23 protein-coding genes are annotated in these 25,754 nt (G+C 65.2%); 6 read left to right on the top strand and 17 right to left on the bottom strand.

The genetic code is table 11. The features are described 5' to 3' along the window. Window positions 1-201 precede the first annotated feature (201 nt). From AC4AMJ_RS25540 to AC4AMJ_RS25525, 4 genes are all read right to left on the bottom strand, one after another. Complete coding sequence (locus AC4AMJ_RS25540) at window positions 202-1,191, bottom strand: glycine betaine ABC transporter substrate-binding protein (RefSeq protein WP_489898393.1); 990 nt, start codon at window positions 1,189-1,191, stop codon at window positions 202-204. A 49-nt stretch (window positions 1,192-1,240) separates the two neighbouring features. Next, the gene (locus AC4AMJ_RS25535; protein ID WP_489898394.1) at window positions 1,241-2,116 is read right to left on the bottom strand and encodes an ABC transporter permease; all 876 of its coding nucleotides are present in this window, start codon (window positions 2,114-2,116) and stop codon (window positions 1,241-1,243) included. Beyond that, the gene (locus AC4AMJ_RS25530; RefSeq protein ID WP_489915545.1) at window positions 2,113-3,417 is read right to left on the bottom strand and encodes a quaternary amine ABC transporter ATP-binding protein; all 1,305 of its coding nucleotides are present in this window, start codon (window positions 3,415-3,417) and stop codon (window positions 2,113-2,115) included. The genes AC4AMJ_RS25535 and AC4AMJ_RS25530 overlap by 4 nt, the downstream gene beginning before the upstream one ends. 342 nt (window positions 3,418-3,759) lie before the next feature. Beyond that, window positions 3,760-4,158 carry a hypothetical protein gene (locus tag AC4AMJ_RS25525; protein ID WP_489915543.1) on the bottom strand — a complete coding sequence of 133 codons (399 nt, stop codon included), beginning with the start codon at window positions 4,156-4,158 and terminating at the stop codon, window positions 3,760-3,762. Window positions 4,159-4,445: 287 nt separating this feature from the next. Here AC4AMJ_RS25525 and AC4AMJ_RS25520 point away from each other — a divergent pair, with 287 nt between their 5' ends. The 4 genes from AC4AMJ_RS25520 (at window position 4,446) to AC4AMJ_RS25505 (ending at window position 9,924) form a co-directional block, all read left to right on the top strand. Further along, window positions 4,446-6,200: a SulP family inorganic anion transporter gene (locus AC4AMJ_RS25520; protein ID WP_489898397.1), complete on the top strand. Its 1,755-nt coding sequence runs from the start codon at window positions 4,446-4,448 to the stop codon at window positions 6,198-6,200. A 65-nt stretch (window positions 6,201-6,265) separates the two neighbouring features. After that, window positions 6,266-7,150 carry a LysR family transcriptional regulator gene (locus tag AC4AMJ_RS25515; RefSeq protein WP_489915541.1) on the top strand — a complete coding sequence of 295 codons (885 nt, stop codon included), beginning with the start codon at window positions 6,266-6,268 and terminating at the stop codon, window positions 7,148-7,150. Beyond that, window positions 7,147-8,079 carry a serine hydrolase gene (locus tag AC4AMJ_RS25510; protein ID WP_489915539.1) on the top strand — a complete coding sequence of 311 codons (933 nt, stop codon included), beginning with the start codon at window positions 7,147-7,149 and terminating at the stop codon, window positions 8,077-8,079. The genes AC4AMJ_RS25515 and AC4AMJ_RS25510 overlap by 4 nt, the downstream gene beginning before the upstream one ends. A gap of 69 nt (window positions 8,080-8,148) precedes the next feature. Next, window positions 8,149-9,924 carry a penicillin-binding transpeptidase domain-containing protein gene (locus AC4AMJ_RS25505; RefSeq protein WP_489915537.1) on the top strand — a complete coding sequence of 592 codons (1,776 nt, stop codon included), beginning with the start codon at window positions 8,149-8,151 and terminating at the stop codon, window positions 9,922-9,924. Between the two features lie 87 nt (window positions 9,925-10,011). On the opposite strand, the gene AC4AMJ_RS25500 is transcribed toward AC4AMJ_RS25505, so the two are convergent. After that, window positions 10,012-10,143: an AMIN-like domain-containing (lipo)protein gene (locus tag AC4AMJ_RS25500; protein ID WP_489918514.1), complete on the bottom strand. Its 132-nt coding sequence runs from the start codon at window positions 10,141-10,143 to the stop codon at window positions 10,012-10,014. Next, window positions 10,113-10,457, bottom strand: coding sequence for an AMIN-like domain-containing (lipo)protein (locus AC4AMJ_RS25495; RefSeq protein WP_489918513.1), 345 nt, complete (start codon window positions 10,455-10,457; stop codon window positions 10,113-10,115). Before AC4AMJ_RS25495 ends, AC4AMJ_RS25500 begins: the two co-directional genes overlap by 31 nt. A gap of 326 nt (window positions 10,458-10,783) precedes the next feature. Here AC4AMJ_RS25495 and AC4AMJ_RS25490 point away from each other — a divergent pair, with 326 nt between their 5' ends. Further along, window positions 10,784-11,506 (top strand): GNAT family N-acetyltransferase, encoded by a 723-nt coding sequence (locus AC4AMJ_RS25490; protein ID WP_489915535.1) that lies wholly within the window; start codon window positions 10,784-10,786, stop codon window positions 11,504-11,506. Window positions 11,507-11,595: 89 nt separating this feature from the next. On the opposite strand, the gene AC4AMJ_RS25485 is transcribed toward AC4AMJ_RS25490, so the two are convergent. The 4 genes from AC4AMJ_RS25485 to AC4AMJ_RS25470 all read right to left on the bottom strand — a co-directional run bounded on the left by AC4AMJ_RS25485 (window position 11,596) and on the right by AC4AMJ_RS25470 (window position 17,198). Beyond that, a complete protein-coding gene (locus AC4AMJ_RS25485) occupies window positions 11,596-12,090 on the bottom strand; it encodes a hypothetical protein (protein WP_489915533.1) in 495 nt (164 codons plus the stop codon). A 172-nt stretch (window positions 12,091-12,262) separates the two neighbouring features. Next, window positions 12,263-13,090 carry a hypothetical protein gene (locus AC4AMJ_RS25480; RefSeq protein WP_489915531.1) on the bottom strand — a complete coding sequence of 276 codons (828 nt, stop codon included), beginning with the start codon at window positions 13,088-13,090 and terminating at the stop codon, window positions 12,263-12,265. An 8-nt stretch (window positions 13,091-13,098) separates the two neighbouring features. Continuing rightward, a complete protein-coding gene (locus AC4AMJ_RS25475; protein WP_489915529.1) occupies window positions 13,099-13,599 on the bottom strand; it encodes a hypothetical protein in 501 nt (166 codons plus the stop codon). A 1,259-nt stretch (window positions 13,600-14,858) separates the two neighbouring features. Beyond that, window positions 14,859-17,198 (bottom strand): TPR repeat domain-containing protein, encoded by a 2,340-nt coding sequence (locus AC4AMJ_RS25470; protein WP_489915527.1) that lies wholly within the window; start codon window positions 17,196-17,198, stop codon window positions 14,859-14,861. 576 nt (window positions 17,199-17,774) lie between these two features. Between AC4AMJ_RS25470 and AC4AMJ_RS25465 the strand changes: the two genes are divergently transcribed. Further along, window positions 17,775-18,392 carry a GyrI-like domain-containing protein gene (locus AC4AMJ_RS25465; RefSeq protein ID WP_489918512.1) on the top strand — a complete coding sequence of 206 codons (618 nt, stop codon included), beginning with the start codon at window positions 17,775-17,777 and terminating at the stop codon, window positions 18,390-18,392. 40 nt (window positions 18,393-18,432) lie between these two features. On the opposite strand, the gene AC4AMJ_RS25460 is transcribed toward AC4AMJ_RS25465, so the two are convergent. The 7 genes from AC4AMJ_RS25460 to AC4AMJ_RS25430 form a co-directional block, all read right to left on the bottom strand. Further along, window positions 18,433-19,026 (bottom strand): histidine phosphatase family protein, encoded by a 594-nt coding sequence (locus AC4AMJ_RS25460; protein WP_489915525.1) that lies wholly within the window; start codon window positions 19,024-19,026, stop codon window positions 18,433-18,435. 9 nt (window positions 19,027-19,035) lie between these two features. Then, a complete protein-coding gene (locus tag AC4AMJ_RS25455; protein ID WP_489915523.1) occupies window positions 19,036-20,172 on the bottom strand; it encodes a phosphotransferase family protein in 1,137 nt (378 codons plus the stop codon). Continuing rightward, window positions 20,169-20,525 carry a hypothetical protein gene (locus AC4AMJ_RS25450; RefSeq protein ID WP_489915521.1) on the bottom strand — a complete coding sequence of 119 codons (357 nt, stop codon included), beginning with the start codon at window positions 20,523-20,525 and terminating at the stop codon, window positions 20,169-20,171. The genes AC4AMJ_RS25455 and AC4AMJ_RS25450 overlap by 4 nt, the downstream gene beginning before the upstream one ends. Window positions 20,526-20,549: 24 nt before the next feature. Next, window positions 20,550-21,401 (bottom strand): SDR family oxidoreductase, encoded by an 852-nt coding sequence (locus tag AC4AMJ_RS25445; RefSeq protein WP_489898410.1) that lies wholly within the window; start codon window positions 21,399-21,401, stop codon window positions 20,550-20,552. A gap of 9 nt (window positions 21,402-21,410) precedes the next feature. Then, on the bottom strand, window positions 21,411-22,469 hold the full coding sequence (locus AC4AMJ_RS25440; protein ID WP_489915519.1) for a TIGR03857 family LLM class F420-dependent oxidoreductase: 1,059 nt from the start codon (window positions 22,467-22,469) through the stop codon (window positions 21,411-21,413). Further along, window positions 22,462-23,553, bottom strand: a complete 1,092-nt coding sequence (locus AC4AMJ_RS25435; protein ID WP_489915517.1) for a phosphotransferase — start codon at window positions 23,551-23,553, stop codon at window positions 22,462-22,464. Before AC4AMJ_RS25435 ends, AC4AMJ_RS25440 begins: the two co-directional genes overlap by 8 nt. Window positions 23,554-23,906: 353 nt before the next feature. Continuing rightward, window positions 23,907-25,640, bottom strand: coding sequence for a PEP-utilizing enzyme (locus AC4AMJ_RS25430; RefSeq protein ID WP_489898413.1), 1,734 nt, complete (start codon window positions 25,638-25,640; stop codon window positions 23,907-23,909). Window positions 25,641-25,754 lie beyond the last annotated feature (114 nt).

Genomic DNA, 25,754 nt, shown 5'->3' with positions numbered 1-25,754 from the left:
CCGGGGTGACGCGCACGCTCGCTCCTCAGGGACCGGGGTGACACGCAACCTCGCTCCTCAGGAACCGGGGTGACACGCAACCTCGCTCCTCAGGAACCGGGGTGACACGCAACCTCGCTCCTCAGGAACCGGGGTGACACGCAACCTCGCTCCTCAGGAACCGGGGTGACGCGCAAGCTCACTCCCCAGGGACCGGAGTACCTACTTCAACTCGCCACTCATGAGCTGATTGGCGAAGTCGGGGTGCTGGTTGAGCCACTCGACGACGGCCGCATCCGGGTTGGTGCCGCCATACTTCTGGGTCATCAGGTCCTCGAGCTGGGACAGATCCGAATCCGGCAGGATCAGGTTGTTGAACATCTGCGCGGCCTTCGGCGACGCGTCACCGAAGCCCTTCGTGCCGAAGTTCCAGATCCCCTCGGTACCGCCCATGGCACCCTTCGGGTCCTCGAGGTCGCGGATGTCGAAGGCGGCGTAGGCCCAGTGCGGCTTCCACAGTGTCACCGCGATGTTCGAGTTGCTGGCCTCCGCGCTCTTCAGCGAGGCGAGCATGGCGGCGGTCGACGACGTGCGGAAGGTGAGGTTCTGCAGCTCGTAGTCGGGGATCATGGTGTTCTTGACCACGCCCGTCTCACCAGCGCCGGGTTCGATGCCGACGAGGGTGTTGTTGTAGTCGCCGCCCATCGACTTGAGATCGCCGATCGACTTGGCCGGCGACGAATCGTTCACCGCGATGGTCAGTTTCGCACTGTCATACCAGCAGCCGAGCGCCTCCATCTGGGGCCCGTACTTGTCGATATAGGTCTTGTGGGTGGTCGGCAACCAGACGTCGGTGAGCACGTCGACGTCGCCGTTGGCGGTCGCCGTGAACGCCGCTGCCGCATCGAGCGTCTTGACCTGGGCGTTGTACCCGTTGTCGGCGAGCACGTTCTTCATCAGATAGGCGGTGGCCGTCGACTCGTCCCATCCGCTGAAGGCACCGATGATGATGTCGGTGTTGCCCTCCGACTTCCCGCTCGCGTCGGCCACGCCGTCGGTCAGTGAGCAGTCCGAGTACTGGCTGGCGAGGTCGTTGCCGCCACCACCGGAATCACCACTGCTGCTCTCATTCGAATTCGATGCGCCACAAGCGCTGAGCACCAGCGCGCTGACGCTGAGCGCCGCTACGATCGCCCCTAGTTTCCGCTTCATCTCGACTCCCTCAATCTCCTCGAATTCCGTTGTTCGGCGATGGCGCCGGTCACTGCTGCATGGAGCCCACCCTTCCCCGGTTACCGATCGCGGCGCTGAGCCGATCCATGTAGACGGCGATGATCACCACCGAAAGACCCGCCTCGGCGCCGAGCGCCAGGTCGAGGGTCTGGAGCGACTGGTTGACCTGACCACCGAGGCCGCCGGCACCGGCGAACCCGGCGATGACGACCATCGACAGCGCGAGCATGATCACCTGGTTGACGCCGGCCATGATCGTCGGCATCGCGAGTGGGATCTGGATCTGGCGCAGGATGCGCCACGGGCTCGACCCGAATGCCTGTCCGGCCTCCACCACCTCGGGGTCGACCTGCCGGATCGCCAACTCGGTCAACCGGATACCGGGCGGCATCGCGAAGATGATGGTCGACACGACGCCGGGGGTGGGCCCGATGCTGAACACGATGATCACCGGAACCAGGTAGACCAGGCCGGGCATCGTCTGCATGAGGTCGAGCACCGGCCGCACGATCGCCGACACCACGCGGTTCTTCGCGGCGAGAATGCCGATGGGAATCGCGAAGGCCAACGCGATGATCACCGCCACCAGCACCAACGCGATGGTGGCCATCGCGTTGTTCCACTGGTTGAACGCGCGGATGAAGTAGAACCCGATGACGGCGAACAATGCCAGCTTCCAGCCGTGCCGCAGTCCGCCCGCGAGCAGTGCCAGCCCGGCGAAGATCAGGATCATCACGTAGTACGGCGGGCTCGACAGTGCGTTGTTGAGAACGTCGTAGAAGTTGGTGATGAACGTCTTGATCGCGTCGAACAGCCACGAGACGTGCACGGTGAGCCAGTCGAAGGCGCTCTCCACCCAGTCGCCGAGGTTGATACGGGGATTGACGGGATCGAAGTTGCTCATCGCGCGTCCTCCCCGTTCTGGCCGGCATCCTCCGGGGGCGGGGCGACCTCGGTGGGTTCGGTGTGGTCGGGCTCGTCCGGCGGCGCCATCGATGTCAGCAATGCCACCCGCGGCACGACGCCGCGCAGGTGTCCATCGTCGTCGGTGACGGCCAGCGGTACCGGCGACTGGGCCGACGGCGCGAACAGCTCCGCGATCGGGGTGGACTCGGTGACCGAGATGAGGTCGTCGCGCCGGGCCAGCGCCGACAGATCGCCCGCGTCCGATGCTGCCGCGGCGACCGCATCGTCGTCGGTGACATAGCCGACGAGCTTGCGATCACCGTCGACCACCAATACCCCGGCCGTCTGATGCTGCCGCATGACGTCGACCGCACCGCGCGGGCCGGCGTCCAGCTCGACGACGGCGGCGGCAGGTTCCATCACCGAGCCGGCGGTCAGCACGCGGGAACGATCCACCTCGGCGGTGAACTTCGCGACGTAATCGTTGGCCGGCTCGGTGAGGATCTGCTCGGCGGTGCCGATCTGCACGATCCGTCCCGAGCGCATCACGGCGATCCGATCGCCGACGTACATGGCCTCGTTCAGGTCGTGGGTGATGAACACGATCGTCTTGCCCAGGCTGGACTGCAGCTCGATCAGCTGGTCCTGCATCTCCCGGCGGATCAGCGGGTCCAGCGCGGAGAACGCCTCGTCCATCAGCAGGATGTCGGTTTCGGCCGCCAACGCGCGGGCCAGACCCACACGCTGCTGCATGCCGCCGGAGAGCTGGCTGGGATAGCGGTCTCCCCACCCCTTCAGTCCCACCATGTGCAACCAGTGATCGGCGCGTTCCAGGCGGGTCTTCTTGTCGACCCCCTGCTCCTTGAGCGCGTAGGCCGCGTTGTCGCGCACCGAGCGGTGCGGCAGCAGCGCGAAATGCTGGAAGACCATCGAGATCTTGGTGCGGCGGATCTCACGCAGCTGCTTCTCCGACACCGCCGCGACGTCGAGGTCACCGACGAAGACATGGCCCGCCGACGGCGTCCACAACCCGTTGAGGGTGCGGATCAGCGTCGACTTACCCGACCCCGACAGCCCCATGACGACGAAGATCTCACCCGGTGCGACCTCGAAGCTGGCATCGATGACGGCCGCGGTTCCCAGCGACCCGAGGTCGGCAGGGTCCTCGCCCTGTTCGATGCGGCGGACCATCTCGTCCTCGCGTCGCCCGAACACCTTGTAGACATGTTCGGCACGGACGGCCGGCGCGCCCGGCGCGGCGTCGGCTATCGAGGTTTCACTCTGGGCTGGAGTCGTCAACGTCTCCCTTTCCAACCCCGGACATGCCGGGGTGGCCGTCCGCACACACATCAGGGGCGGGAACGGCGTCGGTTGTTCCGGTGACCGGCACTTGTCAGTCGGTTCTCATCTCACGATAATCATGTGCTTAGTTCCGCACACGATTGCGTCCGGTTTGTGACCCGGCCGAGTCCCATTTGCCACACCGACACCTTTGCACCCCATTTCGGGCATTCAGTGCAAATCGCGCTCGCAGCTTGCTCGTCGACCAGACCACCGTGTATGGCGCTTACGCAGGAACATGATTCGACTACAGCCGGACGGAATCTGTGCTAACGCAACCACTCTGCTGGCGCGATGGCGTTATCTCGAACTCCTGATGATTCGTTCGACGCCGAGGATCACCGCGGCCATCAACCCTGACATGGCCAGAAGGAAGCTCGGGCCACCCGCCTCCATGCCGGTCACCGCCCAGATCGCGGCGATGATCGAGATGCAGACGACGGTCCAGGCGATACGGCGGACCAGCCCCGACCGCAGGGGCGGTTGTGCCGCGACCAACACGATCGAGGCGTACCCGGCGAGGTTGAGCGCACCGACGATCCCCGCGAACAGCGGGCTGTGGGGTACGCCCGCGACGATCGGCAGGGTCGACAGGACGAGCGTGATGACCACCCCGACCACCGCGAGCACGATCATCAGGACACGCTCGCGGCTGTCGCGGTCGCCGAGTCCGGTGTGTGGCTCCTCATCATCGGCCATACCCATCAGTGTCCCGGACGATCGTGATCCCATCCGGTCATCGGCAGCTCGCCCAGCTGAGACAGGTGCTGTGGTTTCCATTCATCCATGACTGGTTTCCCGCAGTGGCGACAATCGTCCCCCAGCGTGACGTCCGAGGGATATTTCCCTCAGACGTCACCCACGGGGACAATCGTGACCACCAGTCGGCGCGCAGCCAGTTCAGGCAATGGCTTCGGCCCGTACCGCCGCGGCAAACCGCCGCCGTATCCGCCGCCGCGACCTACGCGAAGTGATCTAATCTCTGCATGCCCGAAGCGGCCCCGCCCACCGGTTTCGCCCGGTTCCTCCCCGGACTCGGCACCCTGCGCTCGTACGACCGGAGTTGGCTGCGCGGCGACATCGTCGCCGGCATCGTACTCACCGCATTGCTGATCCCGGCGGGCATGGGCTACGCCGAGGTGGCGGGTCTGCCCCCGGTCACGGGTCTGTATGCGACGATCGTCCCGCTGGTCGTGTACGCACTCGTCGGGCCGTCGCGCATCCTGGTCCTCGGGCCGGACTCCTCGTTGGCGCCGATCATCGCGGCCGCCATCATCCCGTTGGCCGCCTTCGACGACGAACGCATCGCGCTGGCGGGGTTGCTGTCCATCGAGGTCGGTGCGGTCCTCATTCTCGGTGCGTTGTTGCGGCTCGGGTTCGTCACCGATCTGCTGTCCAAACCTATCCGGATCGGCTACCTCAACGGCATTGCGCTGGTGGTGCTGCTCGACCAGATCCCCAAACTCCTCGGGTTCAGCATCGAGAGCGACTCGGTGATCGGCGAGGCCGTCGACATCGTGAAGGGCATCGCCAATGGTGAGATCGAATGGCTGCCCACCGCCATTGGATTGGTCTGCTTGGCGGTCATCCTGGGGCTCAAGCTGTGGCGCAAGACGATTCCGGGTGTGCTGATCGCGGTGGTCGGCGCGATCGTCGTGGTCGCGGTCTTCGGCTGGAGCGACGACATGCCGGTGGCCGGCGCGATGCCGCGCGGATTCCCGACACCGGCGCTCGGCGGCATCACCTTTGACGACGCCGTCAACCTCGCGGGACCGGCGGTCGGCATCGCACTCATCGCCTTTGCCGACACCAGCGTGCTGTCGCGCACGTTCGCCGCCCGGGCCGGTACCTCGGTGAACGGGAACAAGGAGATGGCCGCGATCGGGACCGCCAACATCGCCACCGGATTCCTGAGCGGATTCGCCATCTCGGCGTCCTCGTCCCGCACCCCGGTCGCCGAACAGTCCGGTGCGCGCACACAACTCGCCCCGCTGATCGGCGCGGTACTGATCGTGGTGTTCATCTTCGCCGCGCCGGGGGTGACCGCATACCTGCCGTCGGCCGCGCTGGCGGCGGTGGTGATCTCGGCGGTGCTGTCGCTCATCGACGTGCACAGTGTCGCGGCATTGTTCCGGGCCAACCCGATCGAGGCATGGTTGTCGATCGCGGCGTTCCTGGGCGTCGCCGCCATCGGCGTGCTGCAGGGCATCCTGGTGGCCATCGGCTTGTCGTTCATCGCCTTCATCAATCAGGCCTGGCGGCCGTACCGTACCGAACTCGGGCGTATCCCCGGCCTGCGCGGCTATCACGACGTCACCCGGTATCCCCAGGCGAAGCGGATCGAGGGGGTCCTGATCCTGCGCTTCGACGCACCGTTGTTCTTCGCCAATGGCGGCATGTTCGACGACTACGTGCGCGGCGAGGTCCGCAAGGCCCACCACGAGGGCCGGGAGGTACACACGGTGATCTTGGCGGCCGAGCCGATCACCGAGATCGATGCGACCGCCGTCGACGAGATCGTCGAACTCGACGACTACCTGACCACCCATGACATCACGTTGATCTTCGCCGAGATGAAAGATCCTGTGCGTGACCAGCTCGCGCGTTATCACCTGCAGGTCGACGGCAAGCCTCGGTTCGACGACTCACGATTCGCACCGACCACGGGCGCGAAGGTGGACGAGATCACCGGGCAGTGGCGCACCGACATCGGACCGAATCCCGACGACCCGCCGAGCTGAGCTCGCAGGACACGCGGCAGTCCGGTGCGCGCGGCTGGTCGGCGCTGCTGTGCCATTCTGACGCGGTGGACCTCATCCGTCACCTCAGCTTCTTCGTCGCCGTCGCCGAAGAAGGCCACTTCGGTGATGCCGCGGCACGTCTGGAGATGACCCAGCCGCCGGTGTCGCAGGGACTGCGACGTCTCGAACGTGAACTCGGCGTGGAGCTGATCCGCCGGACCTCCCGCGGGGCGGACCTCACCACCGCGGGCCGCGAACTCCTGCCTCGCGCACGGCTCCTCGTCGACGATGCGACACGCTTCACCGGCGAGGCCCGTCGGCTGGCCGAGCGTTCCGAGGTGCTGCGTTGGGGCGTCGTCCCGCAGCTGGGTGGCGCCGCCGCCGCGCGCTGTGCACGGGAGATCGGCGCGGTGGCCCCCAGTCAGGACATGATCGCGGCGCCCGCGACGTCGCTGGTCGATCAGGTGCTCGCCGGCGGCCTCGATGTGGCCGTCGTCGACCATCCTTGTGTCACCGGCACATTGGCGACCGGGCCGGTCGTGCGCGTCGCCCGACAGGTGATGCTGCCGGCCGACGACCCGACCGTATCGTCGACACGCCCCCGGCTGCGACAACTCGAGGGGTTGACGTTCTGCCATCCGCCGCGCTCCTGGAACCCACCCGCGCACGACCAACTGGTCGACGGCTTCCGCGAACTCGGGCTCGATCCGCCTCTGCGAGCAGTGAGTTCGGAGCCCGAACTCACCGCGACGGTGGCCGGCGGCTTCGGGTTCGGACTCACCACCCAGCCCGACACGCTCAGCGCGGTCAGCCAGATTCGCTGCATCAGCGTGGCTGCCGAGGCAACTGTGCTGCGACTCACTGTCATTCACCGTCCCGCCGAGCACGCCGAGGTCGCCGACACGCTCACCGCCGCGTTGACCGAACACGCCGCCGGCGCCCGCCCGTGACCGCCCGCGCACACCTGGATCGGACGGTACGGGAGATCTTCGCGGACGCCGGTTGCGCGGGATGGCTGCACGCGGTCACCCTCGGCCGTCCCGACCTCCAGTACTCCTACGGCGCCGACACCCCGGTGGTGCTCGCCTCGGTGTACAAACTGCCGCTCCTGATCTCGTTGTGCCGCATGGCCGACCGTGGTGACATCGACCTCGGTCACACCGTGTGCGTCGATCCCCGCAGGTGGGCGGCCGGCGCCACCGGCCTGGGCCTGCTGCGTGATCCGGTCCAGATGAGCTGGCGCGATCTGGCGACGTCGATGATGACGGTCTCCGACAATGCGGCCGCCGACGTCATCCTGCATCGCGTCGGCCTGGACGCGGTGCTCGCCGACCTGGCCGAGCTCGGTGCCGCGGACACCCGGATCGTCGGCGGTATGCGCGAGGTCCACGAACGGTTGCAGAGCGAGACCGGTACCAGCACGGTCGCCGAGGCGTTCGCGGTGCTCACCGATCCCGACGTCGAGGCGTCGGTGTCCGCCTATGACGCCGCGTACGCCAGCGCGTCGACCCCGCGCGACTGCACTGACCTGCTCGCCTCGGTCTGGGACGATCGTGCCGCTTCGGCACTGTCGTGCGAGTTCATCCGGTCGGCCATGCGCGCGCAGGTGCTCACCGCGCGGCTGGCCGCAGGGTTTCCGTACCGGCACGTGGTGGTGGCCGGCAAGACCGGCACCTTGGCGGCGATCCGCAACGAGATCGGAGTCGTCGAGTTCCCCAACGAGCATCCCGTCGCCGTCGCGGTGTTCACCAAGAGCGCACGGGCCGACCCATCGCTGCCGGCGGTCGACCGCGCCATCGGCGACGTCGCACACACGGTGGTCACCGAGTTACGAATGCCGCTGGATGCTCCGAGCATCCCGAATGGCCTGCGGCGATAGCGATTCGCTATCGCCAGGAGGCATGTCGGGACTTTGCGTCGCCCGCCCGGTCACGCTTGGCTGCAACCCATGACGCGTGCGGTGAGGGTTCTGGTGGTCTGCCTGGTCGTCGCAACCGTGGCCACCGGTTGCTTCCTCCGTTCGGATTCGCCCGACGATGTGCTCGATCGGTTCGCCGATGCCGTCGCTCACCGGGACATCGACGCCGCCGCGGCGCAAACCTCCGATCCAGTTGCGGCGGAGACGGCGCTGCGGTCGATGTTCGACGGGATGGGCACGCGGGCGGCCGTGCGGACGTCACCGCGCATCGTCGACGACAAACAGGTCACCGGCACCATCGACTACCACTGGATCATCCGCGGCACCCGCACCGCCGACTACCAGACGACGGTCGGTCTCGAGCGAGCCGGCGACGGGTGGGCCGTACGCTGGGCGCCGAGCGTACTGCACTCCCGTCTGCGTGACGGCCAGACGTTGTCGTACAGCGACGACATGGATTATCGGACGTCGGTACTCGACCGCAACGGGCGCCCTTTGATGACGTGGCAACCGGTGTCGTCGGTGACCCTGCAGCGTGCCCACCTCGATTCCGCCGACCGACTCGCGCAGGTACTGCGGGAGGTGGAGCCGAGCATGACCGGCGCCGACATCCGCCGTCAGTTCGCGACTTCCCCAGGGGACACGCAGACCGTCATCCGGCTACGCGGTGCGGATCTGGACACCGTTCACTCGGCTCTGGCCGGGGTCGACGGCGTGGACCTCTCCGCGCGAGGAGCGTTGCTGAGCGCGACCAAGACATTGCACTCCCCCGCCATGAGCGGACTGGAAGATGCATGGCGAGAATCGATCTCACGGACGGCAGGATGGTCGGTGAGCATCGTCGACGATGCCGGCACACCCACACATGTGATCAAACAGGTGGCACCACAGGATACTGTGCCGATCCGCACCGGCATCGACCGCGACATCCAGGAGCAGGCGCAGGTGGCGGTGCGATCGCAGCGTCGGCCTGCGGTGCTGGTCGCGATCGCGCCATCGACCGGCGAGATCGTCGCGGTCGCCCAGAATGAGGCCGCCGACAGATCCGGGGCCATCGCCCTGTCGGGGCTGTATCCGCCCGGGTCGACCTTCAAGACCATCACCACCGCATCCGGCCTGGAGGCCGACGCGGTGCGACCGCAGACGCCGCTGCCCTGCCCCGGTCGCACCACCATCGAGGGTCGTACGATCCCGAACGAGAACGACTTCGACCTGGGCACCGTGCCCCTGGCCACCGCATTCGCCCAGTCCTGCAACACCACCATGGGTGCACTCGCCAACCGCCTTCCCGACGACGCGTTGCCCAGAGCCGCACGTCAATTCGGGATCGGCGTCGACTACGTGATTCCGGGGATCACCACCGTCACCGGCTCGGTCACCACAGCCGCCGGCGCCGCGCAACGGGTGGAGAATGGTATCGGTCAGGGCACTGTGACGGTCAGCCCGTTCGGGCTCGCGGTGGCCGAGGCCAGCCTGGCACGCGGGAGAACCGTGACGCCGACGCTGATCGCCGGACGACAGACCACGGCGAACAGCCAACCGCAGACGATTCCGGCCGCGGTGGTCCGCGACCTGCGCGCGATGATGCGGCAGACCGTGACGTCGGGGACGGCGACTGCGCTGCGCGATGTCCCGGGCCTCGGAGGCAAGACCGGAACCGCCGAGTACGGCGACAACTCTCACCCGCACGGTTGGTTCGCCGGTATCGTTGGCGACCTCGCGTTCGCGGCGCTGGTGGTGGGTGGCGGATCGTCGAAGCCGGCCGTCGCGATGACCGGCGAGTTCCTTCGGCCGCTGATGCGATGATGCCGCGCATCAGTCGCGTATTCACGCGGCGGTGGATCTGCTCACGGCGCGCGGTGGTCATGGCTCCCTGACCAATGCCGACGACGATCAATGGGCCAGGTACAGAACGATTTCCGTCACGCCGGTGTCTGCCGTTCGCGACTCCACCGCGAACGGCACCTGATGATCGACGCCGACACCGAACGTGGTTACACCCTCGAACGAGCCGGCGAAAGCGATCTGCCGCAGAGTCTCATAGGTGTCGTCGGCGAGGAACCCGAACCCCGGAACAGGTTCGGATCGGCAACCGGAGCGAAGACAGAGAGCTGCAGGAACGCCCCGCCCTGCAGCGGGACCGGCCGGCCGGAGGCGTCCTGGGTGACCTGGGGGACGTATCGGGCCGAGAAACCGACGTCGGAGGTGGTGTCGGTTCGCACGACCACCTGGTCGAAGCAGTCACCGGCGCTCGGCGTCACGGTGTCGATGCCCCCGTCGGTGGTTGGGCTTCGTGGGGGTGCGGTGTCCTCGGCGGTGTTCCAGTCGGCGGGGTTCATCCCCTGGTCGGTGCAGTCGGCGGTCGGAAGTGATGAGGATGCGCTGGGAAGCGGAGCGATATCGGTGGCGACGCTCGATGCCGCGCTGGTTGCCGCAGTGCCCGATTGACCTGGGCCGGCGGGCTCCGAATCGCCACCCGACGTGCACCCACCCGCGAGCAGCACCGTGACCAGTAACCCTGCCGCTGTGGTGAGAATCCGTCGCGTGTCCATCTCGCTCTCCGTCTGCCATGTCCTTCGAGCGTAGGCCGTCGACCGCCTGCGACCTATCGGAACCACCCGGACTTGGCTCGATCGGAGCAGGTGCTGATCGGTATCGTCGGGACGTGGTCACCAGCTATTCCGAAGCAGCACCCGGTTCGCTGCACCCTGACCACGACTTCCTGGACAACCCAGCGCTCGCCGCGCTGACCGGACCTCACGCCGTGTTCGCGGAGCGATACGGCAACGCTGTGCGCTACCAGACGGATGTGTGCCCGATGGCGGCCCTCCCCGATGACCCGACGGAAGCGGACTGGGCCGCCGCGGCCACACTCGTCGGTTCCGGCCATTCGATGTTCTTGCCCGTCGTGACCGTCGCCCCGCCGGTCGGCTGGGGCGTGACGATGAGCATGCCGGGTGTTCAGATGGTGGCCGACGTCGTCGACGACGCCCCGGATGACGAGGCGGTGGAGCTCACCGCCGCCGACGTGCCCGAGATGATGGATCTGGTCCGGCGCACCGAGCCCGGACCCTTCCGGCCACGGACCATCGAACTCGGCAGTTATGTCGGCATCCGCCGCGACGGACGACTGGTGGCGATGGGCGGTGAACGACTGCATCTGCCCGGCTGGACCGAGATCAGTGCAGTGTGCACCGATCCCGAGTTTCGCGGTCAGGGATTGGCTACTCGCCTGATCCACGCTGTCGCACATGGTATTCGACTGCGCGATGAGTCACCGTTCCTGCACGCGGCCGCCACCAACACCGGTGCCATCCGGCTGTATGAGCAGCTGGGATTCATCGTGCGGCGTGAGGTGATGTTCCAGGTGTTCACGGCGCCGGGATAGGTGCGGATGACTCGACCCGTCCGCCGAAGGGATCGTCGTTGCGACTGCCGGCCATCGCCGTTCGGCATGTCGGGGTGCGCGTTCGCGCGTCAGGTGAAGATCTCCGACGACGCACGTTGGTGCAGCGACTGCAGGGTCGCGGCCTGCCGTTGGGCATGGTCGTCGTACGCGCGGAGCTGCTCGCGTGTCTGACGGTCGACGACGTCGTCGTCAAGCGCGAGCCCCAGTTCCCACATCGCCTTCTTGGCCAGCAGCAACGACCGCATCGCCTCGAGCGCCAGGACTCGGCGGAAATGCCCGCGGGTGGGCTTGAGCGGCGCGATCACGCGACGCGCGGCCGCCGTCACCGCGAACGTCGGGGGCACCCACCTCTCGGATAGTCCGCTCACCGAGGCCGCCCACTGTCGGGCGAATGTGGCCTCGTCGGCGAGTTCCTCCGGCAATCCGCCGAGCTCACCCTCCGTCCACGGATCACCGGCCAGTAGTTCGGCCAACCGGATGCCGGCAGCCGAGCCGATCAGGTGCATGCGTAGGTAAGTGGCGAGGAGTTGGCGTCGATAGGGGCTGATCTGCGTGACGTTCATCGGGGTGGGGTACCCAGGCGTGTGTGGATTGACACGCGTCGGTCTCCTGCCGCAGCCGACCCCGGACAGAGCTGCGAGCAGAGTACCCGGCTTGCGGGCCGCTGGCCGCCCGCTCCGATGTCAGCGACCTCGACAGAACTTTCACCTCGAGCTCGGGAGCATCTGGGATGGCTCAGACTCCGCTTTCAGGACTCCAACCCGGCAGTGAAGTCCCTGGTTCGGTCAGATCGCCAAGGTTTCCACAGAGCTGTCGAGGATCGGGACGTGCTGGGTCGTCCGCCGCCCAGGTCCGCTGTATCAGCGAAACCTGCCAATCACCAAAGACTTTGGTGCCAGGCACTATTGATGAGCCATGCTGGTTCTCAGGAGGCGCTTGCTCGCCGCGTTCAAAGGTCACCTTCATCACGCCTGGATTCCCCTCAGTTCCGTGTGGCGGATCGGACGCGGAGATCATCGGCGGGAACTCGCTGTCGGAAAAAGCATTTCGCCCAGCCGAACACACCAGAGCAGCCGCGGTGTTGCCTCCGGTCTCGTCGATACGCGCGACCTTCGCCCGGTAATCAATCGTGTGCTTCCTCGCGGGGCTTCCACTACCCTCGTAGCGCGACCTTGCATCAGGGTCCGCCAGCGCGTCACTGTACCCGGGGAAGCCGGCCGACGCGGAACCTTCGATCGTCGCAATTGCGTCCGACTCGAAGATGGCTCTCAAGAACGTGGCATCAGATGTGTCCAAGGGCATCGCGCCGTCATCGGACCATCTGACACGCATTCGGAGATTCTCGGGGCCAGTGCGGTTGGGCTCACTCTGGACTGGCGAGTCTTTACCCACCGACGGGTCCGGTTCACCATCACCGCAGGCGACAAGAAACAGCGCGCAGCAGACACCTGCAGCGACGATCGTCAATCCTCGTCTTGCATCAACGTGGCGCAGCATCGGCACTTCTCGGAGTCGCCTGGTCATCTCGATCAATCCGCGATCCGCCGACCGACTGATTGTCACCAGTCCTCCTACTCGCCAGATACGGCGGGCCAGCCGGGAAAAGACGGTCCCGGCGCAGTCAGGTCACCCAAGTCACCACACATCTGACCAGGATCCGGCTTTGTCGGATCTTCCTTTGCCCATGACCGCTGAATACTTGTGACCATCCAATCGCCAAATACATTGGCCTGCGGCATATCAGCGGGACCGTGCTGGTCTTCAGGTGGCGCGTCACCTGTCCGTACATAGTTGATCAGCATCACTCCGGGATTGGTCTCGCTGCCGGTCGGCGGGGATGATGGCGACAGGGTTGGAGGAAAGGTGGTGGAAGAGAAGCCGCTACGCCCCGCCAGGCATACATAGGCAGAAGCCCGGTTGTCACCACGGGCTTCGATCACTGCAGCCTTGGCACGGTAGTCGTAAGTATGCTTCAAGTACCGACCGCCGAATGAGGAATAGTCCTCGAGCAGCGCATCATCCGATATAGCAGCAGCGTAACCCGGGTATCCGAAATCAGCACTCGACATCATCTCTGAAAGAAAGTCGGATTCGGTGACGCCCCGGATGAACGTTGCATCGGACGAGCTGAGAGAAACCGATCCCCTATCGGACCATCGAACCCGAAGATGTACGTTCTCGGGCAATGAGTTGTGTGGGCGCCGCGTCGATGGCGAATGGCTTGGGCTCTCAGAAGGTGACGCCGGGGAGCAACCGAGCATGGTCGCCAATCCCACTGCCAGACAAGCACTGACCGCGAACGCTCGACGCGATCTAGCGAGGTGGCCCATCGGCCTCTTCCGGCTCTGCCTGGACGCTCTGGTCAACTCGTGTTCCCCCGCTCTCCTCCGAATAGTTCTCTTGAAACGCCATCTTGTCGTAGCCCAGTGGTGTGGAATCGATGAAAACGCTGAACAGCGAAATGGCTTTCCTATCAGGCTCTCGTCCGAGGATGAGCAATTCGAGAGCCGTTCTACAGGAACAGAATATCAGTCGTCTCGCAACATGCCGATCCTGGGAGAGCGGGGCGTATGGGGGATGGATGTGGGAGTGACCGGGGCAGAGCTTGGCCGTTGGCCAAGCCTATGGAGAAGGCCAACCCGGATACGAACGCAACGCGTCTGCGGCCGGTGCCATTCGGCCACATTCCTTCACTGGATTGGGCTTGTCCGGGTCTCCGTCCTTCCAGGTACGTTGAATCTTTGTGATCCGCCATCCTCCAAACACATTCGTGGATGGCATGCTCGCCGGCCCGCGTTGATACCCCGGAGGGTTTGCCCCGCCAGGAACAAAGGAGATCAGCACCACCCTCGGGCCTGATGCCGTGACTCGCTTAGTCGCTTGCATCGATTGCGGCAGCTCAATCCGCTCCATAAGACAAACACGCGCACGCTCGCCGGAGCCATCCCGCTCAACCCCAGCTATCTTGGTGCGATAGTTGTATCCATACCAGAGGTACATGCCGCCCCCGTCGTCGTAACGACTCATCGCCGACTGGTCTTGTAGCGCATTCAGATAGCCGGGAAACGCCAATTCTGGGTCGCCGGAAACTGAGGCGATGAAGTCCGACTCGTACGCCGCTCGTATGAAGGTCGCGACAGGTTCATCCAAATCAACTGCGCCGTCGGTACTCCAAACTACGCGCAGACGGAGTCCGGCACGGGAATCATCGGCGGCATCCGACGAAGCTGGCGCGGATCGACTGATATCTCCTTCCGATGGGCTGCCACAACCTGCAATCGCTGCCGCAAGAATTAGAGGAATTGTGATCGCAAAAATGTATCGTACACATCTATTTAGGTCCACTACTGGCATCATCCGGTTCTGGGTGGTTGGTATAGTCGATGCGTGGCCCTCCGCCGAGCGCCCCCGCATTGTCGGTGAAGTCGTTCTCTTTATCCCCCAGTTCGGTCAAATCAAAGAAACTCTGGAAACGAATTGGATCTGCTGATGCCTTTTCCCAATCCAAATCTCCATTCTCATTAAAGAAGTCAATGGGCAACCCGCCATCAGCGTGCCACGAGTGGTTGACTAACTCCTGATGGTCTTCAAGGTACGGTTTCAACATTGTGTAGGTCCTTGGCAAGCCTTCAGTCAGCCCGCGATGCGTTTCGTGATAGTTCTGAACCTGTGAGTCCCACGGTTTGATTTCTGCAGGATCACCGGGCGGTGGGCCGAGTTCCAGGCTCTTGACCGACGGTCCTGCAATAGTGGCGGCCTCGGACAGACCCGGGACTCCGGACCCCTGCAAAAGTCCCAGCACACCATCGATCTCATCCGATCGGCGAGTGTAGTCGACAGTATTGTTCCACTGATAATTTTCACCCAGGGTCCGGTCCATCTGGTCGATACCAGTCTCGACAGCTCGGTGGAGTTGACCAGCTGGAATACCTAACCCGGATTGCGCCGGGTTAGCACCGAACTCATGCCCGATGTAGTTCTCCCACGCGGACGAGCTGTGAACAAGCATGCCGCCGGCAGTTCCATCGGTGGCCAGCACGCCGAATACCTTCGAGAAGTCATCAACACTCCCGAGACGATCCGCGTGCGAGCTGACCAGCATCGAGTCTGGAAGATCGAAATAGTTGCCGATGAAAGGGGTCGTACTCCGCGCGATTGTCTGGGCCAGCTCCGGATTCAATTGTCCGAATGTGGTGTAGGTGCGTTCCCCCGCAGTGATTGTCATGAGGTCGTGGCTGTGGTTGACCATCGTGTCCGCCAGCGCGGACATCGATCTACCCGCCAAGACACCCTCATGGCCGGCGCTGCCGGCAGAATCACCTAGCCAACTCACCACCGACTTCGCGCCGAGCTCGTCGGGTTCCCACTTCGTCTCCAGCAGGTCGAGCACGTGACTGTCGGCGTTATAGTGACTGCCGGGGGTGACAGTGACATTCATGTTGTTGCCGGTGAGGAAATCCGTCACCGCTTGGTGATCGCCAGAGCCGTTGTGGAACATCGCATCAACGGTCTGACGGAGTTCACCCTCATCGATCCGATGGTCGTAGCTCCCGTAGTAGTTGCCCGATCCGCGGGGTCCGAGCCCGCTACCGATCTCCGAGGCCTGCTTGAGCAGGCCACAATCGATGTCGGCCCCGAGACGCAGTCCCTGATCGCTGCGGCTCAGGATGCCGTTGAGCGAACGGAAGTCATCCAGACGGGGCACATCAAGGTACGACTGGATCGTGGGCCCGACAACCGCAGTGTCGATGCGAGTCGGCTTGTCCTGCAACAGAGTCCGGACGCCGACCGGCATCTGTCCCACGCCGCCCCTCTCGCCCGCGAGCGTCTGTAGGTTGGGCATCGACATCAGCCGAAGTGCGTCGCCGAGCTCGCCCGGGTCGCGCTGATCGAGGTCTTCCATCTCTTGCAGACTCACACCGTCGAGACCTCGCATCAACGATTTGAGGTAGTCGAACTGGCCTTGCGACATGTAGGCGGGCCGGCCCTCGCGCAGGGCTTCCAGTTGCTCAGGCGTCAAGGTTGTGGCGGCATGTAGTCGTGCGAGCTGCTCGCTGGTCGCACTGCCTGACCGCAATGCCTGCAGGTCTGTCGCAGCCTGCCCACCCAACAGTCCAGCGGCCACCGGTGCGATCGAGCCGATTTCTCCGTTTGCTGCCCGAACGGCGGTCGCGCAGGCTGTGTCGGCTGCTTCGAGCTCGTGTGCCAGCCGGGTCAGCCGGACCGTGGCGTTCCTGGCCTCCTCCGCACGCTGTCGCTTCAACTCGGCGATCCGCGCCTGTTCGTCGCTGTCCCCGGCCGCGAACGCTTCGGCCAGCCCGTACTTGTACCCGTCGGTCACGGTCCAGTTGTCGGCCACGTCATAGCCGGCCGCCTCGAGATTGCGCGCCGACGACTTCAGATCGGCGACCATCGGCGTCATGGCAGCCTGCCCATCGGTCAGTGCGGTCCGCAACGTCGCGACGGCATCGCTGACCCGGTGCATCTGCGTCTTCTCGCTGTCGGCACGTCCGGTCGCATCGGCCCGGGCCTGGCCATGCCAATTCAGCCCGTGGATCGTCCGCTGGATCGAGTCGGCCGCACGACTGATGCCATCGCTCACCGGAGTCAGCGAGCCGGCGAGCTCACCGAGTTGGCTCAGGTCGGCGTGTTCGACCACGGTTCGTGTCATCTGTGTCATGAGCTCAGGCGTCGGGGTCCTTGTTCAGGTCTCCGACAGCGCGTAGCCGACGTGCCGCGATGACATCGGCAGACGTGAGCGAATGAGCCCCGGTTCGCAGAGCGTCCGCGAACTGTTCGCACCTACCGGAGATGGTTGCCAAGGTCTGTCTGACGGCATCAGCAGAGTGGCTCATCGCTTCGGAGGTCTCGAACCCCGTCAGACCACTCGCAGCCCCGTTGGGACTCGGAATACCTGGTAGTGAGCTGGCAAGCGAGCTGAATGAGCCCGATCCCAGGCCCTTCACAGAACTGCCAAGTTCAGCGATCGTCGATCCCGCGGCCTCTAACTCAGCCGGATCGACCTGCACGTTCGGTGTCGTCATCTGCCCCCGCCAGTGTTCACACACGTGTTTATCCGTTTCGCCAATATAGGACGCACCGCATCTGTGTTCGGTTCCGGGGAGTCCGCCGTGATGCCGGTCACAAAACGTGGCCGTGTCGAGCGCGATGCGCTGACCGGCTCGCATCAACCATCGGGCCCAGGCGATGGAAATCGGCGCGCACATGGGCTCGACCGCCACACAATATCCCGATGAAGACCGACTTCAAGACCCTCGACTCCTACAAGGCCAAACACGACGAGTTCCGGGTCCTCGACATCCCTCCCATGCAGTACCTGATGGTGGACGGCCACGGGGACCCGAACACGGCGGCGGACTACGCCAAAGCCATTCAGGCGTTGTACCCGGTGGCCTACCGGCTGAAGTTCACGAGCAAGAACGACCTGGACAGGGACTACGTCGTACCGCCGCTCGAGGCTTTGTGGTGGGCCGCCGACATGGAGTCGTTCACCACCAATCGGGACAAGTCGCAATGGGATTGGACGGTCATGATCATGACACCGGACTGGATCGATCAGCCGATGGTCGACGCCGCGATCGACGCCGTCGCGGCCAAGGACCGGCCCGCGGCGCTCGGCAAGGTGCGCCTGGGCACCATGTCCGAGGGCCGCTGCGTCCAGACACTGCACATCGGCTCGTACGACGACGAGACACGAATCCTCGAACGCCTCCACCGCGAGTTCATCCCCGATGCCGGTCTGCGGATGACGGGCAAGCATCACGAGATCTATCTCAGCGATCCGCGCCGCGTCGAGCCGGCGAAGCTGCGGACAATTCTGCGGCAGCCGGTGGTGGATGCGTGAGGGTCTCGAGACCACTCGCTACCACCACTTGCCCGGACGATCACCCCCGCAGATGATCGACCTCATTGACCGACAGCACTTCGCGGTATCCGTCCCCGTCTGCTCGAATCCGCGTCACCGACGTGTAGTGCGGGTCGGTGAAGAATGTCCTTGCCGCGCCGATCACTTCGGCCAGACAGACGTTGATGACGCCACCATGGCAGACCACGGCGGCCACGCCCTCGGCGTCAGCGTCGATCGCTGCGTCGAATCCCGCGAGGACCCGCGCCCGAAAAGCGGCGGGGTTGAACGAGTTGACGCCGACGCGTCCCGCATTCATGTCACGCCAGAGGGCATGCCGCTCGGTATAGGCGTCGAGATCCAGCCCATAACTGGTCCAGCCCCGATCGAGTTCCGCGAGACGCTCATCGACGACACCGTCGATCCCCAGCGCCTCCGCCACGAAAGCCGTCGTCCGCGCGGCCCGTCGCATCGGGCTGGTGATCACCCGGCCGACCGTTCCGTAACGACCGTCGGCGAGCGCGTGGGCCAGTCGTTTGGCCTGTTCCTCACCCGCTGGGGTGAGATCGGGGTCGGCCCCGGCGGGATCGGCGAGATGGAAGGGTTGCGCGTGGCGGATCAACAGCAGCTCCATGCGCGGGCGTCACCCCACGCCCAAGGCGAGTGTCACGTTGCGCAGCGCTGCAACCGATCTCCAGTCGATGACCGCGGCACAGTTGCGTTCCAGCAACGCGAGGATCAGCCGATTCACCACAGGGTTGTCCGGGAGGACGTCCAGCGCGGCGAGTGAGATGTACAGCCCGCTGAGCACCTGAATCTGGTAATCCGATGTGGCGGTGGCCAAGTCGTAGCCGGTCGCACGTTCACCGAAGACCTCGACATACCGCCGGATGAGTCGCAGCTCGTGGGCGCGGCGATCGGCGACGTCGACGCTACCCGACATGAAGTAGCCGACGTCGTACATCGGATTCCGCAGCCCGGTGACCTGCCAGTCGATGATTATGGCGGCGATGTCGCCACCGGATTGATCGAAGAGGACGTTGTCGACTCGCGGGTCGCCGTGGGTGAACGTCAGCCGCCGGTGCGGGAGGAGATGCCAGTCCCGTACCAGGTCGGTGGCCTCTTGAATCGCCTCCAGCGATTCGGGAGGCAGGTCGTCGGCGAAGCGCTCCAGAGCGATTGCGGCGCCTCGGCCCGCCGCGTCTGACCAGTAGTCGCATACGTCGGGTAGCCGGATCATCCAGCCATCGGCGGTCTCGTCGGTGAGGGGGAAGTACGCGGAGTGCAGGCGGGCCAGTTCGACGATGACAGCCTCGGCAGCGTCGGGGCCTGCGCCGGCCACCTGATCCCCGGGCGTCGACGAGGTGCTGAGGTCCTCCATGACCAGGTTGATGGTGGTCTCATCGCCGGTCACCCAGTACTTCAACGGGATACGGCAGGCGTGTCGCTCACTGATGGACCGATAGGCGCCGATCTCGCGATGATAGGCACCGCTGCGGAGTCCGTGGGCGTGGACGTCGGCGTTGCTGGGCCGGAGTTTGACCACCAACGCCGGTGGTGCGTCACCGGGTTCGCCGGCGTAGTCGACGGCCACCCGGACGGTGTCGCTGACGTTGCCTGCGCCGATCGGGGTCACCGCGACACCGGTGACGGTCGCATCGGGAATCCCGGAGTGGCGCAGAACCGATTGAATCCATGCGTCGTCGATGTCGTCGACGACCTCGATCAGTCGGGGTTCCGGGGCGACGGAGGGGTCGGCTCCGCTGATGTCTGTGCTCATGACCATGACCCTTCGAAGTAGTTGGAGTTCCAGACGTCGGTGATGACGCCGCCGGATGCTTTGAAGATCTCTATGCCGCAGAGTTTTTCGCCGGTTGCACGTCGTTCCGCATTCCAAGTGAGCGAGGCGAACGAGTCGTCGCCGACCAGGGTGACGATTGTGAAGTGTGGGTCGTGAGCGGCGAGATCCTTGGTGATCCTCTCGATCTGCTCGGCCCGCGTGAGATTTGTGACCTCACCCGCGGAGTGCCGCGCCATGGGTTCGCCGCAGATCTCATGCACGAGGTCGCCGTTCTGGGCGTTGTAGAGTTCGAAGAGGTACCGCTCGACGAGACGTGTGGGGCTGTCGGACATGTGTTCTCCTGGGGTCAATGCTTCTCAGGCGTCGACGAAGAAGTCGAGGTCGACGGGCTCTGCTCCGCCGTAGACCGAGATGTCTCGGACACCGGCGGCGGTGATGACGTCGGCGTCGATCAGGCACTCGCCGGTCTCCGAGGTCGGCCGCGCGAGGACGAACGCCGCCGCGTCGGCCATGATCTGCGGATCGCGGGCATGTCTGGTGCCCTCCGCGCCACCGAGCAGATTCTGGACGGCTGCGGTGGCGATGGTGGTCTGCGGCCACAGACAGTTCGCCGCGATCCCGCGATCGGCGAACTCGGCCGCGAAGCCGAGGGTGAGCAGGCTCATGCCGTATTTCGCGAGCATGTAACCCGGGAACAATCCGAGCCAGTCCGGCGACATGTTCAGCGGCGGTGAGAGCGTCAGGATGCGCCCTCGATCCGAGTCGGCCAGATGCGGTAGGCAGGCCTGGGTGAGGGCGAAGGTGCCGCGGGAGTTGACACTCTGCATGAGATCGAAGCGCTTGAGCGGTAGGTCCGGGGTCTTCGACTGGTTGAGCACACTCGCGTTGTTGATGCAGATGTCGATCCCGCCGAAGCGGTCGACGGCGGTGTCGACGGCGCGCTGGATGTCATCGCCGTTGCGCAGGTCGCCGACCACGCCGATCGCCTTTCCGCCCGCACTCTCGATCTCGGCGACCGCGCTGTGGATGGTTCCGGGGAGCCGCGGGTCAGGAGCGTCGGTCTTGGCGAGCAGCACGATGTTGGCGCCCCGGTGGGCCAGGGTGCACGCGATGGCCAGCCCGATGCCACGACTTCCGCCGGAGATGACGACGGTGTGGTCGGCGAAGGCGTCCGCGGGCAGCAGTGTCCGGATCTGTGATTCGACCATGGGCGGAACTCATACTTTCTGTGGTTGTCTGGTGAACGCGGCAACGGTGGAGGCGAGCTCGGTAGGCGTCGCGCCGTGCATGATCACGCCGTCGACGCCGAGGTCGAACTGGTTGCGGACGAGGTCGGCGCAACGTTCGGGGGTGCCGGTGGCGGCGCAGTCGAGCCATTCGTCGGGCACGACCGTGCGCAGCCGGTCGAACGTCGCGGTGTCACCCACCGCGTCGGCCCACCCGGGCAGTTCCTGCACGACGTCGGACGCCCGGAACCGTTCCAGCGCCACAGGGTCCCAACGGTTGGTCTCGACGAGCAGATCTCCGTACACCTGCAGGTACGTTGCAATCCGGCCGACGGTCTTCTTCAGGAAGGTCTGCTCGTCGATCTCGTCGGACACCGTGGCGTAGCACGACCACACCTTGACGGCCGCCGGATCGCGTCCGGCCTGCTCGGCCGCATTGCGGATCTCCTTGACGACCCGTGCGGTGGTGTCGTCGGAGAAGAAGGTGTGCAGTACCACCATGTCGTATGCGCGTCCGGCCAGCTGCAGGGTGCGTGACCCGAAGGCCGTGGTGCACAGCGGGATCTGCTCGTCGAAGGTCGGGTCCAGGGCCAGCTTCGGGAAGCGCCCGAGTGGGCCGTCGTAGTCTCTGATGACCTCGCCGCGCCACAACCGTCGCATGAGGTGGGCGAACTCCTCCATCTGTTCGGTCGTTGTCTGGCTCAATCCGAGGCCGGCGATCTGGGGGCGCAGGCCGCGGCCGATGCCGAGGGCGAAGCGGCCACCGGTCAGTCGATGCATGGTCGTCGCGAATGCCGCGGTGATCGCCGGGTGGCGCGTGTTAATGTTGGTCGCCGCGGTGGTGATGCCGATGGTCGACGTCGTGGCGCCGGCGGCGCCCGAGAGTGCGCACGCCTCTTTGACATTCAACCGTTCGGAGATGAACGCCTGGCCGAGGCCCATCGACTCGGCGAGAGCGAGTTCGTCGAGCATGTCGCGTGGCGATTCGACGTGGCCGCCCAATGTGTAGAAGCCGAGCCGATCGGTGCCGATGTCGGAGCGCTCAGACATGGGCCACCTCCCCGGCGATCTGGAGCATCACGTCGAGTGCGCCATGGTCTCGCGCGTGGGCCAGGGAGTTCGCGACCATCGAGACGAACAGGTCATCGCCACGGTCGGTCCGGGCGACGAGCATCGCGGCGGCCACCCCGATCACAAAGTTCTGGAAGGTACCGACCGCGAAGTGGCTCCGCAGATCGTCGGCGGTGTAATCGGTGACGCCCTGCGCGGTCAGCTCATCGTGGTACGCGCGCATCAGGTCGGCTTCGTGGGCGCGGCGTGTCTCGGTGTCGAGGGCACCGCCGATGAAGTAGGCGATGTCGACGGCGCCGGGCGCGAAGATGACCGTCTGCCAGTCCAGGACGACGAGCGGGACGTCGCCGCCGGCGGCATCGAAGAGCACATTGTCGGGACGGAAGTCGCCGTGCTGCACGGTGAACGGCGCAGCCCGTAGTGCGTTGTAGTAACCGCGGATGTTGTCGGTGAAGGACTGCCCGAGTTCGAGGTCGTCGTTGCCGAGTCTGTCGGCGTAGCGCTCGCGGAATCCTGACCACCAGAGCGGCATCATCTCGGCGAAGCGCTCCCAGTAGGTGTCCGAGATGTCGAGCCACGGGTTGCCCACCAATTCGGCCGATCCCCAGAACGGGGCGTGGAGTCGAGCAGCCTGACGGACCGCGAGTTCGGTCTCCGCGATAGTGCAGCCCATGAGTTGGTCACCCTGCCGGGCGGGACTCAGATCCTCCAGCAACAGAATGAATTCGGTGTTGTTCGAATCGATCTCGGCATGATGACACGAGGGGACACGGACATCGACGCGCGGGGCGATCTCCTGGTAGAACCGCACCTCACGCAGGTAGTTGAGCTCGGTGCGTCCGGCCGACCGACTCCGCTCGTCGTCGGAACTGAGCTTGGCAACGAATGACGCAGGGGCCGTGGTGGGTCCGGAATAGGTGGCTCGGATCTGCACGCTGTCGGCGACCTGACCGGTGCCGATCGGGCTGCTCTCGACGGCGGTGACCGACACGGTGTCGGCCAGCAGCCCGTCGCGGTGGAGGATGTCGTCGAGCCAGGTGGCGCAGACGTCAGATGCATGCATGCGGAACTCCCGGTTAGGTGGCAGGGTTGAGCACCCGACACTGGGTGCCGTCGGCGAAATGTCGGGTTCTGTCGGCGAGATTGAGGGTTCTTTCGGCGACGGATCGGGTTCTGTCGGCGAGATTGAGGGTTCTGTCGACGACGGATCGGGTTCTGTCGACGAGATTTCGGGTTCTGTCGGCGAGATTGAGGGTTCTGTCGACGACAGATCGGGTTCTGTCGACGAGATTTCGGGTTCTGTCGGCGGGTGGGGTGGATCGGCCGGCCCCGGGATCCAGGGGCATCCGGGGCCGGCCGGGCTTCGATTCCCCACGCTCGGCGGAGGCTTCGCGGCCCTCGCCTTCGTGATCGGCCTCAGACGAGGGTGACGGTGCCGGTCGTGCCGTCGACCTCGACGATCGCGCCGTCGGTGATTCGTTTGGTCGCATCGGTGGCCGAGACGACACACGGGATGCCGAGCTCGCGGCTGACGATCGCGGCGTGCGAGAACGGCGCACCGACGTCGACCACGACGGCCGCGGCGGCGACGAACAGCGGTGTCCAGGACGGGTCGGTGATCGGAGCGACGAGGATGTCGCCGGGTTCGAGTGCCGACGGGTCGTCGGGGCTGGTGATCACCCGTGCGCGTCCCTTGGCAGTTCCGCCGCAGGCCGGCACGCCGGTGATGGTCTCCCCTACACCCGCCACGGTGGCCGAACTATCCGAGCGCAGAGCCCATTCCACCACCGGCGGCGGTGTGCCGTCGACGACGAACGGTGGCTTGCGGTCGAACAGGTCGAGGTAGCTGCGCTCGCGCTCGGATACCGTGGCCGTGTAGTCCGCCGGGTTCTGAATGAAGTCGGGTAGTTCCGAGGCAAACAACATGAACACCTGTCGGGGCGATGCGAGCGCACCCTTCTCGGTATAGCGGCGACCGAGTTCCAGTCCGGACAGACGGATCTCGTGCATCAGCATCGCCGCGGTGGTCCGGCCCCGTTCGCGCCCGCGCATCCATAGTGCCGACGCATTCAGGACCGCCTCGAACTGGGCCGACGCATCTGCGTCGGCGGCCAACATCTCGCGGATGGCCGCTACCGCCTCGTCGCGTTGTGCGGACCGTTCGGCCGCCTTCGCCTCGGGCGCTTCGCTCTCCGAGACACTGCGCATACGGTCGAGGGTGGCCAGCGCGAGGTCGGGATCCACGCCCCAGGTGATCGCCCGGATCTCCCACTCTGCAGGCCCGCGGAAATCCCAGTCGGCGAGGAACTGGTCCAGCTCGGTTCGGAACTCCTGTACTGCAGACGAATCCGACTTCACGAGCTTCGCGTACAGACCCTTGGTGCCGGAGTCGAACAGGGCCGCGATGTCGGGATGTTGCGCCAGACGGCTGAGCTTCCACATCCCGAGTGACGGGCCGGCAGAGTCGACGTTGCCGAGCCCGGCCACCAGCGTCAACGCCTGCTCGGGTTTGCCGACCGCCTCGGCAAGTTGGGCGATGGCGCCCAGCCCGACCCCACTCTTGAGGCTGGCCTCGATGTGATGCTTGAAGAGTCGGCGCAGCAGGACCTCGAACGAGTGCATCCGGTCGATGAGCTGGGCATCGGTAAGGGTGCCCAGATCCGGTCGGGTCCGGCGGACCTCCTCGACCTCGACACGATCGGCGTCGTAGGCAGCGAGATCGGTGGCGCCGAGCACCTGTTCAGCCAGCCACGCACCTGCCTTGGCCTCGTATTCGGGATTTTCGTCGAAGTCCCGCTTCTCGCTCTCGTAGCTGGGAATGCCCGGCATGTCGCCGAAGTACTGAAGGTCGACGGCTTCTGCCGACATTCCCGGTACCCGGACACCGAACAGCCGCATCAATGACATGTTGATGTACAGGTAGCTGCCGAACGCGGGAAGAATGTTGAAGTCGACGGTCTCGTCGTAGAGATCCGAATCCCAGACTCCGCACGCGACGAAGGCATCCCGCCACCCCGGCTCGAGGCAATGTTGGAACCCCAGCGATGCGTTCAGCGGGGTGATCGGATCCGGGAAGATCTCACCGACATTCGCGCGTGAGTACAGCGGGAAGAGCTTCGAGGTGTCATCCATGAGGGGCCAGTCGGTCATCTGGCGGCCTCCTTCCGTGTCGCGGTGAGTTCGGTGGTGCCGCATCTTCGTCATTCCGACAGCTCGCTGATTAGCGAACGTTGAGTCACATTATTGTGTGATGCCCCTCACTCT

The sequence above is a fragment of the Gordonia sp. LMA484 genome (assembly GCF_058129505.1).
Note: the sequence above shows the minus strand (reverse complement) of the source record. Positions and strands in the feature narration are given on the sequence as shown.

Bases quoted from the DNA above. Each gene is read 5' to 3' on its own strand.
- AC4AMJ_RS25475 (WP_489915529.1), bottom strand. From the start codon at position 13,599: ATGATGTCGAGTGCTGATTTCGGATACCCGGGTTACGCTGCTGCTATA.
- AC4AMJ_RS25505 (WP_489915537.1), top strand. From the start codon at position 8,149: ATGACGCGTGCGGTGAGGGTTCTGGTGGTCTGCCTGGTCGTCGCAACC.
- AC4AMJ_RS25455 (WP_489915523.1), bottom strand. From the start codon at position 20,172: ATGAGCACAGACATCAGCGGAGCCGACCCCTCCGTCGCCCCGGAACCC.
- AC4AMJ_RS25485 (WP_489915533.1), bottom strand. From the start codon at position 12,090: ATGAACGTCACGCAGATCAGCCCCTATCGACGCCAACTCCTCGCCACT.
- AC4AMJ_RS25495 (WP_489918513.1), bottom strand. From the start codon at position 10,457: ATGAACCCCGCCGACTGGAACACCGCCGAGGACACCGCACCCCCACGA.
- AC4AMJ_RS25435 (WP_489915517.1), bottom strand. From the start codon at position 23,553: ATGCATGCATCTGACGTCTGCGCCACCTGGCTCGACGACATCCTCCAC.
- AC4AMJ_RS25460 (WP_489915525.1), bottom strand. From the start codon at position 19,026: ATGGAGCTGCTGTTGATCCGCCACGCGCAACCCTTCCATCTCGCCGAT.
- AC4AMJ_RS25440 (WP_489915519.1), bottom strand. From the start codon at position 22,469: ATGTCTGAGCGCTCCGACATCGGCACCGATCGGCTCGGCTTCTACACA.
- AC4AMJ_RS25450 (WP_489915521.1), bottom strand. From the start codon at position 20,525: ATGTCCGACAGCCCCACACGTCTCGTCGAGCGGTACCTCTTCGAACTC.
- AC4AMJ_RS25470 (WP_489915527.1), bottom strand. From the start codon at position 17,198: ATGACACGAACCGTGGTCGAACACGCCGACCTGAGCCAACTCGGTGAG.
- AC4AMJ_RS25445 (WP_489898410.1), bottom strand. From the start codon at position 21,401: ATGGTCGAATCACAGATCCGGACACTGCTGCCCGCGGACGCCTTCGCC.
- AC4AMJ_RS25520 (WP_489898397.1), top strand. From the start codon at position 4,446: ATGCCCGAAGCGGCCCCGCCCACCGGTTTCGCCCGGTTCCTCCCCGGA.
- AC4AMJ_RS25525 (WP_489915543.1), bottom strand. From the start codon at position 4,158: ATGGCCGATGATGAGGAGCCACACACCGGACTCGGCGACCGCGACAGC.
- AC4AMJ_RS25535 (WP_489898394.1), bottom strand. From the start codon at position 2,116: ATGAGCAACTTCGATCCCGTCAATCCCCGTATCAACCTCGGCGACTGG.
- AC4AMJ_RS25540 (WP_489898393.1), bottom strand. From the start codon at position 1,191: ATGAAGCGGAAACTAGGGGCGATCGTAGCGGCGCTCAGCGTCAGCGCG.
- AC4AMJ_RS25430 (WP_489898413.1), bottom strand. From the start codon at position 25,640: ATGACCGACTGGCCCCTCATGGATGACACCTCGAAGCTCTTCCCGCTG.